Raw genomic sequence first — 15,728 nt, forward strand, 5'->3', positions numbered from 1 at the left:
AGAGCGCCAATCCTCTCCCCCGGCGTGCCGGAAAAGGTGTAATGGGCCGACTACCCGGCGTGTCGGCCCCACTGGCCGCGGTGGACCACTTCGGCGGTACTCCGGCGCCCTCGGCGCAGTGACGGCGACCGCCGGTCGGGGGCCGGGTAGCCGATCGAGATCACCCCCACGAACAACTGCTCCTCCGGTACGCCGAACTCGGCCTTCACCGCCGGCAGCAGCGCGCCCGGTACGCCGAAAAAGCACGCTCCGAGCCCTTCGTCGACCACCGTCTGCAGCATCAGCAGCGAGGCCATCCCGGTGTCCACGAACCAGTACGGCGCCGCCCAGCGCGACTCGTCGCGATCGGTCCGGCCCTTGTCGGCCTCGGCGTACCGGTCGAGGTACGCGGCCTTGTCGGCGAAGGCCAGGATCAGCAGCGGCGCGCGGCGCAGCCCTGTGACCCATCGCACATACTTCGCGTCGACGTCGGCGGCCGTGATCGCCCAGTACCGGTCCCGGTCGGCGCCCTCGAGGACGAGGAACGCCCAGCCCTGGCTGAACCCGGCCGACGGCCCGCGCAGACCGTTCTCCAGGATCCGCTCGCGGACGTCGTCCGGGATCTCCCGGGCCGGGTCGTAGTCGCGCACCATCCGGCGCCGCCGGACGACCTCGGAGAACTCCACTACCAGCGGCCGCCGAACGCGCGGAACGCGTTCTCGGTGAGCGCGCCGCACAGCTCCGCGACGGAGATGTTCAGCACGCCGGCCATCTTCCGCACGGTGTGCGGGATCAGGTACGACGCGTTCGGCTGCCCGCGGTACGGCGAGGGCGTCAGGTACGGCGCGTCGGTCTCGACCAGCACCCGGTCCAGCGGCGTGACGGCGAGCGCGTCCCGCAGCGACTGGGCGTTCTTGAAGGTCACCACCCCGGCGAAGCTCAGGAACGCGCCGCGCTCCACGCACTTGCGCGCGAACTCGGTGTCGCCGGAGAAGCAGTGCATCACCAGCCGGTCCGGAACGCCTTCGGTGTCGAGGATCTTCAGGATGTCGTCGTGGGCGTCCCGGTCGTGGATCATCAGCGTCTTGTCGAGCCGTTTGGCCAGCTCGATGTGCGCGGCGAACGATTCGTGCTGCGCCGCGCGGCCGTCCTCACCGGTGCGGAAGTAGTCGAGCCCGGTCTCGCCGATCACGCGCACCTTGGGCGAGCTCGAAGCCAGCCGCTCGATCTCGGCCAGCGCACTGTCCAGCTCGCCGGCCTCCTTCAGCTTCGGCGCCTCGTTCGGGTGCAGCGCGACACCGGCGATCAGGTTCGGGTGCTGCTCGGCGGCCTCGACCGCCCACTTGGCACCCGGCAGGTCGCAGCCGACCTGCACGATCCGCGTCACCCCCACCGACGCCGCGAGCTTGATCGCCTCCCCGGCACTCAGCCAGTTCCCGTCCTCGCCGTCGGCGATGTCCAGGTGGCAGTGCGCGTCGACCACCGCCATCGGCAACTGGTCCGGCACCGCCGGCCGGCTCCGGTCCCGCGACCGCCCGTCCTCCCCGATCGCCGCACGCTCCCTGGTCGGCCGCTCGACCTCCACACCGTCAGACATGCCGCCCAGCCTACTTACTGCAGACGGAAGATCTTCACGTCACCGTTCTCGTACGCCGGTACGCCGAGCCGCGGCGACACCGGCCCGGCCCGGAGGTCCGCGATGATCCAGTCCACCCCGTGCTGATCCCGCAGCCGAGCGAGCAACGCGGGCGTCGGCCGCTCGACCACCGCCAGGCTGTCGGCGAGCCGGTCGGGCCAGGGCGGTGGCAGCGACAGGTAGCTCCTGGTGTGTTCGGTCGCAGCCAGGTTCTGCGGCGCATAGGCCCAGCCGCCGAGGTACTGCTGGACACCACTCAGTCCGGACACCCAGTAGGCGTCGTTGGGGCAGCCGGGCCGGTAGCGGGTCGGCATGCAGAACACGTTGCTCACGGCCACGTCCTCCGGCCCGGCGTGGTCGTGCAGCCAGAGCATCGCCTCCTGCTCGGCCTGCGTCAGGTAGACCCGCGTCCCCTGCCCAGTGCTGAACGGCCGGTCGATCACAGCGCCGTACGACGCCACTGCCAGGTACGTCGTCTGTGCGGGCAGGCTGGACGCGGCCAGGATGCAGGTCGCATAGACCACCAGTGCCCGCGGCCAGTGCCTCGGAGCGACGAAGCGCCGGATCAGGAGCACGCCGACTCCCGCCGCAACGACCAAGACGACTGCCGGCCCGAGCAGGTCGAGCGCTGCCTCCTTCTGGTTGCTCACCACCACCGTCGGCCAAACCTGCTTGAGCACAACGGCTGTGGCGATCCCACCGGCGAGGCTGCAGGCCAGCGGCACCCACACGCGCCGGTGCCTGATCTCCTCACCGAGCACCCGTGCCACGAACGCCACCACCACGACCGGACCGAGGTGGATGACCGTCCGCAGGAAGTGGTACTCCGAGTAGCCCGTGTGCGAGAACACCAACGTGATCGCGGCACCGGTGGCCACACAGGTCGCTGCCCACCAGTACGCCGGGTCGCGTCGAGTCGGGTGGAGCATGATCCCGACGACCGCCAGCAGCCTCGGCAGGCTGAGCACGCAGTACCAGACGACCAGCACCGCCGCGAAGTACCAGAGCCCACCGTCGGCGATCCCCGGCACCACCAGCCCGCCGTACGTCGGGAAGGAGCGGTCGCCGGTCACCACTCCGTAGTACGGCAGCACCTTGAGCGCCGCGAGGAACTGAACGCGGCTACCACCGGTGCTGCCGGTCAGCGTGGAGGTGGCGGCCAGGAAGAGTCCACCGCACAGGAGGCCCACAACGACCACCCGCAAGGGAAAACGGCGTTGCACAAGCCAGCAGGCGATCCCTGCGACAGCGCAGCCGACTCCCATGATCGGGAGCAGCGTCGGCTTGGTGCCGCACGACAAAGCGAGCAGCATCACCAGTGCGATCCAGGTGCCGGTCCCCGCCTGCCTGCGAAGGATGAGCACCGTCGGACCGACCAGCCCGAGCATGATCACCGCAGCGAGCGTTCCGGTCGGCCCCTGGATGCTCAGAGCACCAGCCATGTCCACGCCCGGCTCGTCGGTCAGCCGCAGCCCGCCGGAGAACACTCCGGAGACCAGACCGGCGACCGGGCCGGCCCACCGCACTCCGCTGAGCAACTCCCCCGCGGCCCAGCCCGCCAGGACGAAGGTCAGGGCCATCGTCATCGGCCACTGGTGCAGCAGGACCTCCGGAGCCCCGACACCGGACACCTGCGAGTGCGCGGCCATCAGCGCGTTGGTGAACCAGTGGTAGATCAGTGGCTCATCAGCAGCCGTCAGGTCAGGCGGTACGACGTGCCTGTCGAGCGCCTGGACCAGCCCGAGTTGGAACCACACGTCCTGGTGCCGACCGAACGCCACCGGTGGCAGCGGCGTCAGCCGGAGCAGTTCCACGAACACCCGGACGGCGGCCAGGACCAGGCCCACCACCATCACCGGCAGCCACCGGATCGGATCCGGCGACCTCCGGCGTACCAGCGGAATCAGGGCGAGCACCAGCCCGACCGTGGCGATCCACTGCTGCCTGGGGTAGCCGATGCCGGTGAAGACCGCCCAGACCCCAAGCGCCCAGGCCAGGCCGAGCACCGAGCCGAAGCCGAGGTCCTGCGCCCACGACCGGCCGCCGGTGAGAGTGCGCCAGAGCAGCGTGCCGGGCAGGAGCACCAGAACGCACCACGTCGCGAGGTACCGACCGGTGGCCGCGGCCGGATGGCCGATGTTGCTCAGCAGCAAGATGACGACCAAGGGCACGGCAGCCCACAGCACCAGCTGCCGCACCGCGCGCACGATCGTCATACCCAGATAGATGTTTCAGAACGGCGATCGATTGCTCGCGTTGCCAAGCCGTGATGTCAGATTGCAGCTTTTGACATCAGCGCAGCCGGTAGATCCGGATGTCCGCGTTGGCGTAGGCGCGCTGGGCCAGCTTGTCGAGCGCGGGCGAGACCGGCCCGGCCCGCAGGTCCGCGATGATCCAGTCGACGCCGATCTTGTCCCGCAACTCGGTCAGCAACGCCGGGGTCGGGCGCTGGACGGCGTCGAGGCTCTGCTGGAGACGGTCCGGCCACGGCGACGGCTGGGTCAGGAAGCTGGTCTTGTTCTGGGTCGCCTCGAGGTTCTTCGGCGCGTAGGCCCAGGCCCCCAGGTACTGCTGGACGCCGCTCAGGCCGGAGGTCCAGAACGCGTCGTCCGGGCAGCCGACCCGGAACCGGGACGGCATGCAGAAGACGTTGCTGACCGCGACCTCGCCCGGTGCGGCGTTCTGGTCGAGCCAGATCATCGCCTGCTGCTCGTTCTCGGTCAGGTAAGTGCGGTCCTTCTCGTCGGCGACCACCGGGCGGCCGGAAACCGAGCGGTACACGTTGCTGCCGAGCTCGGCGAACTGGTTCGGCAGCCCCGCGGCGACGACCAGCGCGATCACCTGCAGCAGGATCAGCGGCTTCGAACGCCGCTTGGTCAGGAACACCATGACCAGCCCGACCACGGCGAGCACCTGGAACGGCACGACCAGCGCGACGATCGCCCGGCCGACGGTGGTGGGCACCTCAGGGACGTGGAACCACAGCAGCCGGATCAGTAGAGCAGTTGCGAAGCCGGCGACCCCCGCAACCAGGACCGGCCGCCAGCGCGTCCTGGTCGTGTCGTCGACGAGCGTGGACGCAACCGCGACAGTGCCCACCACACCGAGCGCTGTGACAGTCCGGAGGAAGTGGTACTCCGAGTAGCCGGTGTGCGAGAACACCAGGGTGATCCCGGTCCCCGCTGCGACACAGCCGGCCACCCACCAGTACGCCGGGTCGCGGCGCGCGGGACTGGTCGTCGTACCGAGCAGGGAAAGCAGGCGGGCCGAGTTGATCAGCAGGTAGTAGGCGAGCAGGCATGCGGCGAACAGCAGGAGCCGTGGCTCACCGGTGGCGATCGAGGGCAGCACCCAACCGCCGGTCGCCGGGTAGGAGTGGTCGCCGGAGACCGAGGCGTAGAAGGGCTGCACCCGGAGCGCGGCGAGGATCTGGATCCGGCTGCCGCCGGTGCTGCCGGTCAGCGCGAAGGTGGCGGCCAGGAAGAACGCACCGGCCAGCACACCAAGCGCCACGATCCGCCAGGGCAGCTTGCGCTCGCTGATCCAGGCGTACAGACCGACCACCGCGGAACCGGCCAGCATGATCGGGAGCAGCGTCGGCTTGGTCCCGGTCGCCAGGCCGATCATCAGGAACATCGCCAGCCAGGTCCCGAGCGTGGCCTGCTTGCGGAGGATCAGCACCGTCGGGCCGACCAGCCCGAGCATCACCAGAGCGGCGAGCGCACCGGTCGGGCCCTGGACGACCTGCGCCGGGGAGGCCTCGACGATGGGCTTGGCGGCGAGCTGGAGCGTGCCCGGCAGCGCACCGGTCAGCAGGGCCGAGACGGCACCGACCCAGGTCTTTCCGGTCAGCGCCTCCCCCGCGGCCCAACCAGCAAGAACCAGGCTGATCACGAAGGTGACCTGCCACTGGTGCATCAGGACGTGCGACGGCTCGACGTTCGCCATCACCGACTGCCCGGCCATGGACGCGTTGGCGAACCAGTGGTAGATCAGCGGCTCGCCCAGCACCGACGGATCGGGTGGGGTGATGTCGTGCTTCAGGACCTGGATCAGGCCGAGCTGGTACCAGTAGTCCTGGTGCCGGTCGAACGCCACCGGCGGCAGCGGCCAGACCCGGAGCAGCCCCAGCACCGTGCGCACGACGGCGACCAGCAGCAGACCAGCCATCGCCGGCTGCCACCACGCAGGCCCAGGCTGCCAAGTCGCCCGCCGCCGTAGCGCCGGCACCGCGAAGAAGACGATGTAGAAGCCAAGTGCCGGCACCCACTGCAGGCTGGGCACGCCCAGGCCCGTACAGACGAGCCAGACCGCCAGCTGCCAGGTGATACCGATGACCGCCCCGAAGCCCAGGTCCTGAGGAACCGAGCGCCCGCCGGCCAGCACGCGCCAGATCAGGACACCGGGCAGCAGGACCGTCAGCAGCCAAGTGATCAGGTACCTGATCGTCTCCGTGACCGGGTCACCGACACTGGCCATCGTCAGAACGGTCACCACAGGCAGGGCGAACCACAGGGCGGGCCGAAGCACACGCACGGACATCAGAGGTTTCTGCTACTCCCACCAGACAACACGTCGTCGCAGCTTAACGAACCCTCGACCGTCCGCTGACTCAGCCTGACTCGGCAACCTTCTTGACGCCCTGGACGAGCATCTCCCACATGCCGCGGGAGTGCTCGGCCTCCTCCTCGGAGGCGTTGTTGTCCTGGCTCAGCGACAGCTCGGTCGGGCCGTCGCCACTCAGCTCGTACGTCAGCGTGTGGTAGTTCTCCGGGGCGTCCGGCTGGCCGCCGAGCGGGCTGTAGTGCGTCAGCTTCAGCAGCCGGCCGGGTTCGACCGCGAGGATCTCGCCCTTGTCCTGGTACGCCTTGCCCTCGTACTCGCCGGACCAGGTGATCGGGCTGCCGACCTTCCAGTCGGTGTCGACGTCGGCCCCGAACATGAACTCCTTGATCGCGGCCGGGTCCAGCAGCACCTCCCAGACCCGCTCGGGCGACGCCTCGATCTCGACTCTTGCGGTGGCCACGTGTCCGGCCATAGGTCATCAGCTCCTTCAACCCCGACGCTAGGCCGGTACCCAGCGGCGGTCTTGGAGAAAAGCGTCACGCCAGGCGAGCCAGCTCCTCGTCCACCACCGACGGCGCCAGCTTCGCGAAGACCGGTCGCGGCACCGCCACCGGCGTACCCGGTACGACGGCGCGTGGCGCCCACGCCTCCGTCCGCCGGTAGTCGCCGCTGATCACCGGGTACCCCGGCCCGCCGTCCAGGTCGCCGACCTCGCGCACCTCAGGCCGGTCGGTGATCGCGCCAGTCCCACCGAGCGTCTCGTGCACCTGCTGCGCCGCGTGCGGCAGGAACGGCGCCAGCAGCCGGTTCGTGTCGCTGACCACCTGCGCGGCGACGTGCAGGATCGTCCCCTTGCGGTCCGGGTCGGACTCCTTCCACGGCGCCTGCTGGGACAGGTACTGGTTCGCGTCCGCCGCGACCTTCATCGCGGCCCCGATCCCCTGCCGCAGCCGGTGGTGCTCGACGTGATCCCCCACGACGCCGTACGCCGTACGCGATGCCGCGAGCAACTCGTGGTCGGCCGGGGTCAGCTCGCCCGCGGCCGGGATCGCGCCGAAGTTCTTCGCGATCATCGAAGCGGTCCGGTTCACCAGGTTGCCCCAGGTGCCGACCAGCTCGTCGTTGTTGCGGCGGACGAACTCGGCCCAGGTGAAGTCGGTGTCCTGCGTCTCCGGCCCGGCCGCCGCGATGAAGTAGCGCAACGCGTCCGGGCCGTACCGCTCGAGGACGTCGCGGACGTAGATCACGACCGAGCGCGACGAGGAGAACTTGCGGCCCTCCATGGTGAGGAACTCGCTGCTCACCACCTCGGTCGGCAGGTTCAGTACGCCGTACCGGCCCGGGTTCGCGTTGTGACCGAGCAGCTCGGCCGGCCAGATCTGCGCGTGGAAGGTGATGTTGTCCTTGCCCATGAAGTAGTACGAGCGGGCGTCGGGATCGCACCACCAGGCGCGCCACGCGTCGTCGTCACCGCTGCGGCGAGCCCACTCGACACTCGCCGAGAGGTAGCCGATCACCGCGTCGAACCAGACGTACAGGCGCTTGGCCGGGTTGTCCTCCCAGCCCGGCAGCGGGACCGGGATGCCCCAGTCGATGTCGCGGGTCATCGCCCGCGGGCGCACGTCGTCGAGCAGGTTCAGGGCGAACTTCAGCACGTTCGGCCGCCACGCGGTCCGGGTCTGCAACCACGAGCCGAGCTGGTCGGCGAGCGCGGGCAGGTCGAGGAAGAAGTGCTCGGTCTCGACGAACCGCGGAGTCTCGCCGTTGATCCGGCTGCGCGGGTCACGCAGGTCGGTCGCGTCGAGCTGGTTCCCACAGTTGTCGCACTGGTCGCCGCGGGCGGCGCCGTACCCGCAGATCGGGCAGGTGCCCTCGATGTAGCGGTCCGGGAGCGTGCGGCCGGTCGACGGTGAGATCGCGCCCATCGTCGTGCGCGGGATCAGGAATCCGTTACGGTGAACGGTTTTGAACAGCTCCTGCGCGACGGCGTAGTGGTTGCGGGTGGTGGTCCGGGTGAACAGGTCGTACGAGAGGCCGAGCCCCTGCAGGTCCTCGACGATCACCCGGTTGTACCGGTCGGCGAGCTCCCGCGGGGTGACGCCCTCGCGCTCGGCCTGCACCAGGATCGGCGTCCCGTGCTCGTCGGTCCCCGACACCATCAGTACGTCGTGACCCATCATCCGCTGATACCGGCTGAACACGTCCGAAGGAACCCCGAACCCGGAAACATGCCCGATGTGCCGAGGCCCGTTCGCATAAGGCCAAGCCACCGCGGCGAGGATGTGCGTCATGCGCCGACTGTATTGCGGTCATCCTTCGGAGGGCGACCAGTTAAGGGCCGGCGGTGGTTGCCCCACAGCCGGGCGGTGGGACTCCTTGGCTCGCCCACCCGCCCCTGTGTGGGCTCGGGGAGATGCGCTGGCGCCGGGTTGGTGGGCACGGCCGGCGGTGGTTGCCCCACACCCGGACGGCGGGACTCCTTGGCTTGCCCACCCGCCGCTGTGTGGGCTGGTGGATAGGCGGCGGCGCCGGGTTGGTGGGCACGGCCGACGGTGGTTGCCCCACACCCGGTCGGTGGGACTCCTCGGCTCGCCCACCCGCCCCTGTGTGGAGAGGTGGCACATGTGCCGGCGGTCAAGTGCTGGCGCTGCGCCGACCGTCAGCTCGACCTCGGCTCCATCGGCGCCGCTGCATCGCGGCCCGGATCGCGTCGACATCACGGACGGTCTGCAGCACGTCGAGGTGGCACGCCGACGGCTCGTGGACACCCGGGCGGCACCGGGCCGGCGGGCACGGCCGACGGTGGTTGTCCGCCGGCTCCCTCCCGCCCTCCTCCGCCCCCCTCCCCCTCTCCTCCGGCCGAAGCGCACCTCCCTCCGCCGACCTGCCCGGCCGCATCACAAACAACCCGACCGGGCAGCCCCTCCCTCACGGCAGCAGAACGAGCTTGCCCTTCGCGTGACCCGACTCCGAGATCTCCTGCGCTTTCGCCGCCTCCGCGAGCGGGAACGTCTCCGCGACCCGCACCGCCAGCTTGCCGTCCGCGGCGAGCTGCAGCTGCCGAGCGAGCCCCGTCTTCACAGCGTCGGTCTGCGCCCCGCTGACCGAGATCTCGACACCCAGCTCACCAGCCCCCATGTCGGCGATCGTCACGATCCGCTCGGTCGTCCCGCGCAGCTCGATCGAGTCCTCCAGCCCGCCGAACCCGGCCGCGTCGAACACCGCGTCGACCACCGGCGCCACCGCACGCACCCGCTCGACCAGCCCGTCGCCGTACGCGACCGGCGTCGCGCCGAGCGACCGCAGGTACTCGTGGTTCGCCTCGGACGCCGTACCGACGACCTTGACCCCGGCAGCCACCGCCAGCTGAGCAGCAATCGCGCCGACAGCACCGGCGGCACCGTGCAGCAGCAGAGTCTCCCCCGACTTCACCTGCAGCAGGTCGAGCACCCGCTGCGCGGTCTCACCAGCCACCGGTACGGCGACCGCCTGCTCGAACGACACCCCGGCCGGCTTCAGCACAGCGTTCCCCACGATCGCGTGCTGCGCGTACCCGCCGGTGGCCGCCCACCCCACGACCTCGTCACCAACGGCGAACTCGGCACCCTCGCCGGCCTCGTCCACGACCCCGGCGACCTCGGCGCCCGGAACCGCCGGGAACGTGGTCGGCATCATCGCCTCGAACCAGCCGCGCCGGACCTTGTAGTCCATCGGGTTCACGCCGGCCGCCACGACCTTGACCCGGACCTGTCCCGGCCCGGCGTGCGGTGCGTCGATCTCCCGGCTGCGCAGCACCTCGGGACCGCCGAACTCCTCGAACACGATCGCTTCCATGACACCCGTCCTTGTAGTTGAGCTCTCAATTACCACTTGTCGGTTACAAGCGTGAACCCGTCCGCGACATTCCCGACTGGCCTTTCGGCCAGTCGTCCGCCGTCCGGAAGGACGGGTAGGTGGACAGATCAACCCACGTACTCTGGGTGCATGGAGAACTCCGAGGCAGTGACGGTCATCGCCACCGCGGCCCGGCTGGTTCAGGTCGAGCCGATGCAGATGATCGGAGCGCTGTCCGAGGCCCTGGCCACGCTGGTCCCGCACCGCGCGGCGGCCCAGCTCTCACCGCAGTGCGCGGGCTCCCCGATGAACGCCGCCGGCGACGAGCAGATCACCGCGCTGATCACCGGCGCCGAGCTCGCGCCGTTCCTGGGCTCGGTCAACGCCGGCCAGCCCTGGCACGGTCAGGCCCCGATCGGCGGCACCGACCAGACCGTGCTCGCGATCGCCAGCGACCACGCCCCGCGCGGGTCGGTGCTGGTCTTCGTCCTCGACCCCGACACCCGGATCCCGGCCGAGGTCCTTCCGCTCGTCCAGACCCTCTGGGACCTGGTCACCGCGCACTTCCAGCGCCTCACCCTCGAGATCGAGCCGAGCGTACTGGCCCAGGCCCGGGCGGTCGCGATGGCCCGCGAGGTGGTCGCCGCCGAGCTGTCCGACGCGCACACGGCCACGCTCGCGGCGCTGCTCGGCGTACTGCGGAACCGCCAGATCGACGACGCCGAAGCCCGTACGACGGCCGTCGACCTCGCGCTCAACGCGCTGGCCGACCTGCGCACCGACTCCCAGCGCGACCGCGCCGACGCCGGAGAGGAACCGGCCGGGCGCGCCTTCCAGCGGCTCGCCGACTCGCTGCACACGCTCGTCCGGCACCTCCCGGTCGAGCTCGAGCTCGATGCCCCCAGCAACGATCGCCTGCTCCCGTCGGACCTCGCGCACGCCGCGCGGGTCGCCGTGCGCGCCGCCGTACTGGCGATGCTCGGTCAGGACGGCGTCCGCCGGATCCGCGTCGGCTGGCGCCTCAGCTCGACCGGCCTGCAGGCGACGGTCCGCGACGACGGGCCCGGCGTACTGGACGACCGGCTCGACCTCGGACGGATCGCCGAGCGCCTGCGCACCCAGGGCGGCCGCCTCGACGTCGAGGCCGTCCCCGGCTGGGGCCTGACGCTGCGGATCATGCTGCCGGTCGCGCTGTCCGACGTCGCCAAGACGGCCCGTGCGCTGACCACGACGATCTCGGCCGCCGGCAAGGTCCTCGCCGCCGAGCCGCTCGCCGCCCTCGGCCAGCGCGAGCTCGAGGTCCTCGAACGCCTGGCCCAGGGCCAGCGCAACCGCGTGATCGCCGACAGCCTGCACATCACCGAGTCCACGGTGAAGTACCACGTCGCCAACATCCTGACGAAGCTCGCGGTGACGAGCCGCACCGAAGCCGCCGCCCTGTACTTGGCGACGGCCTCGGCCTAAGCCGCGGCCCGCGGCACGGGCAGCGGGTTCGGCGTACGGTTCAGGCCTCTTCGGTCAACCGCGGGAACAGCGCGTCGCCCTTGACGAGCGTCGAACCAACCGGGAGCTGACCCCACGTCCCCGCGTCCTGCACCCGCTGATCACCCAGCGCGCCGAGCTTCGCCTCAGCGCCCAGCAGTGTCCACAGCTTCGCGGCGGTCTTCGGCATCGTCGGGTGATGCAGTACGGCGACCGCCCGCAGCACCTCCGCCGACGTGTAGAGGATCGTCGCGAGCCGCGCCCGCTGGGACTCGTCCTTCGCGACCTTCCACGGCTCCTGCTCGGAGACGTACCCGTTCACCGCGCCGACCAGGTCGTTGATCGCCGCCAGCGCGTCGTGGAACGCCAGCGTGTCCATCGCCTTGTCAGCCACAGCGACCGTCTCGGCCAGCTTGTCGGCGAGCGCCTGCTCGGCCGGGCCGTGGTCGGTCGGCTCGGGCAGGACGCCGTCGAAGTACTTGCCGACCATCGCCGCGATCCGGGAGGCCAGGTTGCCCAGGCCGTTGGCCAGCTCCGAGGTGTAGACCGCGTTCAGGTGCTCCCACGAGAACGAGCCGTCCGAGCCGAACTGGATCGTGCGCAGGAAGTAGTACCGGAACGCGTCCGAGCCGAAGTGGTCGGTGATCTCCTTCGGCGCGATCGCGGTCAGCTTCGACTTGCTCATCTTCTCGCCGCCGACCAGCAGCCAGCCGTGCGCGAAGACCTGCTTCGGGACCGCGACCTCGGCGGCCATCAGCATCGCCGGCCAGATCACCGCGTGGAAGCGGAGGATGTCCTTGCCGACCAGGTGCACGTCGGCCGGCCACAGCTCCTCGAACCGCTCCGGGTCGGTGCCGTAGCCCGCGGCGGTCACGTAGTTGAGCAGGGCGTCGATCCACACGTAGAGGACGTGCTTCTCGTCCCACGGGACCGGGATGCCCCAGTCGAAGGTCGAGCGGGTGATCGACAGGTCCTGCAGGCCCTGCTTGACGAACGAGATCACCTCGTTGCGGGCCGAGGCGGGCGCGACGAAGTCCGGCTGCGACTCGTAGAGCGCGAGCAGCTTGTCGGCGTACGCCGAGAGCCGGAAGAAGTAGTTGGTCTCCGAGACCGTCTCCAGCTCGGTGCCGTGGATCATGCACCGCTGGGTGCCGTCCTCGTCGGTCCGGATGTCCGCGGGAAGCTTGAACTCCTCGCAGCCGACGCAGTACAGGCCCTCGTACTCGCCCTTGTAGACGTCGCCCTTGTCGTACAGCTTCTGCCAGAACTCGCGGACCCGCTCGGTGTGCCGCGGCTCGGTGGTCCGGATGAAGTCGTCGTAGTCGACGTCGACGTCGACCCAGGCCGGCTTCCAGGCCTCCTCGACCAGCTTGTCCGTCCACTCCTGCGGGGACATGCCCTGGGCCTGGGCGCTGCGCAGCACCTTCTCGCCGTGCTCGTCGGTACCGGTCAGGTACCACTTGCGCTCACCGCGCTGGGCGTGCCAGCGCGTCAGGACGTCGCCGGCGACCGTCGTGTAGGCGCTCCCGATGTGCGGGGCGGCCGTCACGTAGTAGATCGGCGTGGTGACGTAGTAGGGCTTCTCGGACATGGCTCAAGCGTAGTGCGCCGGGCCAGCGGGATTTACCGGGGTTCGCGGGCAGCCAGTACGGCGTCGTACACGGTCCGCTTCGGTACGCCGTACCGCTTGGCCACGTCGGAGATCGCCTGCTTGCGCGGCGTACCGGCCTCTTCGTCGACCGCGACCTCCGCGGCCAGCTCGGCCGGGCCCAGCGTGCGCGCGGACGGGTCGACCCCGGCGACCACCACGGTGATCTCCCCGCGCACCCCGTCGGCCGCCCACTCGGCGAGCTCGCCGACCGGGCCGCGCTTCACCTCTTCGTACGTCTTGGTCAGCTCCCGGCACACCGCCGTCCGTCGGTCCGCCCCGAACGCCTCGGCCATCGCCTCCAGCGAGGCCGCCAGCCGGTGCGGCGCCTCGAAGAACACCATCGTCCGCCGCTCGTCGGCCAGCTCCTGCAGCACCTTGCCGCGCTCACCCGCCTTCCGCGGCAGGAACCCCTCGAAACTGAACCGGTCCACCGGCAGCCCACTCAGCGCCAGCGCCGTCAGCACCGCCGACGGCCCCGGCACCGCGGTCACGTCGACCCCCGCCTCGATCGCCGCCGCGACCAGCCGGTACCCCGGGTCCGACACACTCGGCATCCCCGCGTCGGTCACCACGACCACGGTCTGCCCCGCACCCAGCGCCGCCACCAACTCAGGCGTCCGCTCCCGCTCGTTCCCCTCGAAGAAACTCGTCACCCGCCCGTTCACGACGATCCCCAGCTCCGAAGTCAACCGCCGCAACCGCCGCGTGTCCTCCGCCGCCACCACGTCCGCCGTCGACAGCACCCGAGCCAGCCGAGGCGTAGCGTCCCCCAGATCCCCGATCGGAGTCCCGGCCAAGATCAGTCGCCCAGTCACGCGAGCCATCATCGCAGCCCGGCCCGGCGGTGTGGGGAGACGGTTGACCAGGGCGTCCGTACGATGGCGGGCGTGACTGCCGTGATCGAAGACCAGGGCGCGGGTTCGGAACCGGCGCGGGAGACGCTCGGACGGGACGCGTTCGGGCGCGAGCTGCCGCCGGTGAAGCAGCGGCTGTACCCGCCGATGCCCCGGGACTTCGAGGGTGGCTGGATCGCGACGCTGGCGATCACCGCGTTCGCGGCGATCCTGCGGTTCTGGAACCTGGGCAACCCGGTGAAGTTCGTCTTCGACGAGACCTACTACGCCAAGGACGCGTACTCGCTGCTGAAGTTCGGGTACGCCCGGCAGTTCATCGACAAGCCGGAGGGGATCGCCGACAAGCAGATCCTGGCCGGCAACCTGGACGTCTTCAAGGACACCCCGAGCCTGACCGTGCACCCCGAGGTCGGCAAGTGGATGATCGCCGCCGGGGAGCAGCTGTTCGGGATGAACACGTTCGGCTGGCGGTTCATGCCGGCCCTGTTCGGCACGCTGACCGTGCTGCTGGTGATCCGGACCGTACGCCGGATGACGCGCTCGACGCTGATCGGCGCGATCGCCGGGCTGCTGCTGGCCGTCGACGGGCTGCACTTCGTGATGTCGCGGGTCGCGCTGCTCGACATCTTCCTCGCGTTCTGGCTGGTCGCGGCGATCTCCTGCCTGGTCGCCGACCGGGACTGGACCCGCCGCCGGCACGCCGAGTCGCTCGACGACGGCACCGGTCCCGGCGTACGGCGTGCTGTTGGCCGGCTGCTCCTGGTCCGCCCGTGGCGGATCGCGGCCGGCGTCTGCTTCGGGCTCGCGCTCGGCACCAAGTGGTCGGCGGTCTGGGTGATCGCGGGCTTCGGGATCCTGGTCTTCGCCTGGGACCTCGGCGCGCGGCGGGCGATCGGCGTCCGGCACGCGTTCTGGCGGTCGGCGATCGTCGACGGGATCCCGGCGTTCCTGAGCATCGTGCTGGTCGCGCTGGTCACCTACACCGCGACCTGGACCGGCTGGCTGCTGCACGACAACGCCTACGACCACGACTACGCCTCGAAGAACCCGGCGCACGGCGTCATGAAGGTGGTGCCGGACGACTTCCGGTCGCTGGTCCACTACCACCAGGAAGTGCTCGCCTTCCACACCGGCGACTACATCAAGAACGCCACCCACCCGTACTCGTCGCACCCGGCCGGCTGGCCGATCGTGGCCCGCCCGATCGGTTTCGACGCGGTCAACGACATCAAGCCCGGCACCAGCGGCTGCACCGCCAACGAGGGCACGAACTGCCTCTCGGTGATCTCCGCCGTCGGTACGCCGCTGCTGTGGTGGGGCGGAGCCCTGGCCCTGCTCGCGTCACTGGTCCTCTGGATCGCCCAGCGCGACTGGCGCTTCGGCGTACCGATCGTGGGCTACCTGACCTGCTGGGTGCCCTGGTTCTTCTTCGACGACAGACCGATCTTCTTCTTCTACGCCGTGACGATGATCCCGTTCACGGTGATGGCCGTCGCCCTGATCCTCGGCAAGATCCTCGGCCCGGCCAAGGCGGCCTTCCAGACCGCCACTCCCCGGCGCCTGATCGGCAGCGCCGTCGTCGGCGCCTTCGTGGTCCTGGTCGTCCTCAACTTCGCCTACATCTGGCCGATCCTCACCGACAAGGTCCTGCCACACCCGGACTGGCTGAACCGCATGTGGTTCAAGTCCTGGATCTAGGTTCTTCACCAGGACGTGCACCGCCGTT

At 70.1% G+C, this 15,728-nt stretch carries 11 protein-coding genes; 2 read left to right on the forward strand and 9 right to left on the reverse strand.

Annotated features, from left to right (window positions below; translation table 11 throughout):
* Window positions 1-50: 50 nt before the first annotated feature.
* The 7 genes from AB0M01_RS04760 to AB0M01_RS04790 all read right to left on the reverse strand — a co-directional run bounded on the left by AB0M01_RS04760 (window position 51) and on the right by AB0M01_RS04790 (window position 10,015).
* On the reverse strand, window positions 51-665 hold the full coding sequence (locus tag AB0M01_RS04760; protein ID WP_363665511.1) for a nitroreductase family protein: 615 nt from the start codon (window positions 663-665) through the stop codon (window positions 51-53).
* Complete coding sequence (locus tag AB0M01_RS04765; protein ID WP_363665512.1) at window positions 665-1,576, reverse strand: TatD family hydrolase; 912 nt, start codon at window positions 1,574-1,576, stop codon at window positions 665-667. Before AB0M01_RS04765 ends, AB0M01_RS04760 begins: the two co-directional genes overlap by 1 nt.
* Before the next feature lie 14 nt (window positions 1,577-1,590).
* Entirely contained in the window at window positions 1,591-3,831 is a 2,241-nt protein-coding gene (locus AB0M01_RS04770; RefSeq protein ID WP_363665513.1) for a hypothetical protein, read from the reverse strand.
* A 76-nt stretch (window positions 3,832-3,907) separates the two neighbouring features.
* On the reverse strand, window positions 3,908-6,157 hold the full coding sequence (locus AB0M01_RS04775) for a hypothetical protein (protein WP_363665514.1): 2,250 nt from the start codon (window positions 6,155-6,157) through the stop codon (window positions 3,908-3,910).
* Between the two features lie 70 nt (window positions 6,158-6,227).
* A complete protein-coding gene (locus AB0M01_RS04780; protein WP_363665515.1) occupies window positions 6,228-6,653 on the reverse strand; it encodes an SRPBCC domain-containing protein in 426 nt (141 codons plus the stop codon).
* Window positions 6,654-6,717: 64 nt separating this feature from the next.
* A complete protein-coding gene (gene metG / locus AB0M01_RS04785; protein ID WP_363665516.1) occupies window positions 6,718-8,472 on the reverse strand; it encodes a methionine--tRNA ligase in 1,755 nt (584 codons plus the stop codon).
* Window positions 8,473-9,109: 637 nt separating this feature from the next.
* Window positions 9,110-10,015 (reverse strand): NADP-dependent oxidoreductase, encoded by a 906-nt coding sequence (locus AB0M01_RS04790; RefSeq protein ID WP_363665517.1) that lies wholly within the window; start codon window positions 10,013-10,015, stop codon window positions 9,110-9,112.
* Window positions 10,016-10,165: 150 nt separating this feature from the next.
* On the opposite strand from AB0M01_RS04790, the gene AB0M01_RS04795 reads away from it, so the two are divergent.
* Window positions 10,166-11,479: a LuxR C-terminal-related transcriptional regulator gene (locus tag AB0M01_RS04795; protein WP_363665518.1), complete on the forward strand. Its 1,314-nt coding sequence runs from the start codon at window positions 10,166-10,168 to the stop codon at window positions 11,477-11,479.
* Window positions 11,480-11,519: 40 nt separating this feature from the next.
* On the opposite strand, the gene metG (AB0M01_RS04800) is transcribed toward AB0M01_RS04795, so the two are convergent.
* Complete coding sequence (gene metG, locus AB0M01_RS04800; protein WP_363665519.1) at window positions 11,520-13,088, reverse strand: methionine--tRNA ligase; 1,569 nt, start codon at window positions 13,086-13,088, stop codon at window positions 11,520-11,522.
* Window positions 13,089-13,120: 32 nt separating this feature from the next.
* Window positions 13,121-13,972, reverse strand: a complete 852-nt coding sequence (gene rsmI, locus AB0M01_RS04805) for a 16S rRNA (cytidine(1402)-2'-O)-methyltransferase (protein WP_363665520.1) — start codon at window positions 13,970-13,972, stop codon at window positions 13,121-13,123.
* Window positions 13,973-14,149: 177 nt separating this feature from the next.
* Between rsmI and AB0M01_RS04810 the strand changes: the two genes are divergently transcribed.
* Entirely contained in the window at window positions 14,150-15,700 is a 1,551-nt protein-coding gene (locus AB0M01_RS04810; protein WP_363666208.1) for a phospholipid carrier-dependent glycosyltransferase, read from the forward strand.
* The last annotated feature ends 28 nt before the right edge of the window (window positions 15,701-15,728 follow it).

The sequence above is a fragment of the Kribbella sp. NPDC051770 genome (genome assembly GCF_040681455.1).
GTDB lineage: Bacteria > Actinomycetota > Actinomycetes > Propionibacteriales > Kribbellaceae > Kribbella.

Excerpts from the sequence above, each read along its gene's own strand:
- AB0M01_RS04775 (WP_363665514.1), bottom strand. The coding sequence starts at position 6,157 with ATGTCCGTGCGTGTGCTTCGGCCCGCCCTGTGGTTCGCCCTGCCTGTG.
- AB0M01_RS04780 (WP_363665515.1), bottom strand. The coding sequence starts at position 6,653 with ATGGCCGGACACGTGGCCACCGCAAGAGTCGAGATCGAGGCGTCGCCC.
- AB0M01_RS04810 (WP_363666208.1), top strand. The coding sequence starts at position 14,150 with ATGCCCCGGGACTTCGAGGGTGGCTGGATCGCGACGCTGGCGATCACC.
- AB0M01_RS04765 (WP_363665512.1), bottom strand. The coding sequence starts at position 1,576 with ATGTCTGACGGTGTGGAGGTCGAGCGGCCGACCAGGGAGCGTGCGGCG.
- metG (WP_363665516.1), bottom strand. The coding sequence starts at position 8,472 with ATGACGCACATCCTCGCCGCGGTGGCTTGGCCTTATGCGAACGGGCCT.
- metG (WP_363665519.1), bottom strand. The coding sequence starts at position 13,088 with ATGTCCGAGAAGCCCTACTACGTCACCACGCCGATCTACTACGTGACG.
- AB0M01_RS04795 (WP_363665518.1), top strand. The coding sequence starts at position 10,166 with ATGGAGAACTCCGAGGCAGTGACGGTCATCGCCACCGCGGCCCGGCTG.
- AB0M01_RS04770 (WP_363665513.1), bottom strand. The coding sequence starts at position 3,831 with ATGACGATCGTGCGCGCGGTGCGGCAGCTGGTGCTGTGGGCTGCCGTG.
- rsmI (WP_363665520.1), bottom strand. The coding sequence starts at position 13,972 with ATGGCTCGCGTGACTGGGCGACTGATCTTGGCCGGGACTCCGATCGGG.
- AB0M01_RS04790 (WP_363665517.1), bottom strand. The coding sequence starts at position 10,015 with ATGGAAGCGATCGTGTTCGAGGAGTTCGGCGGTCCCGAGGTGCTGCGC.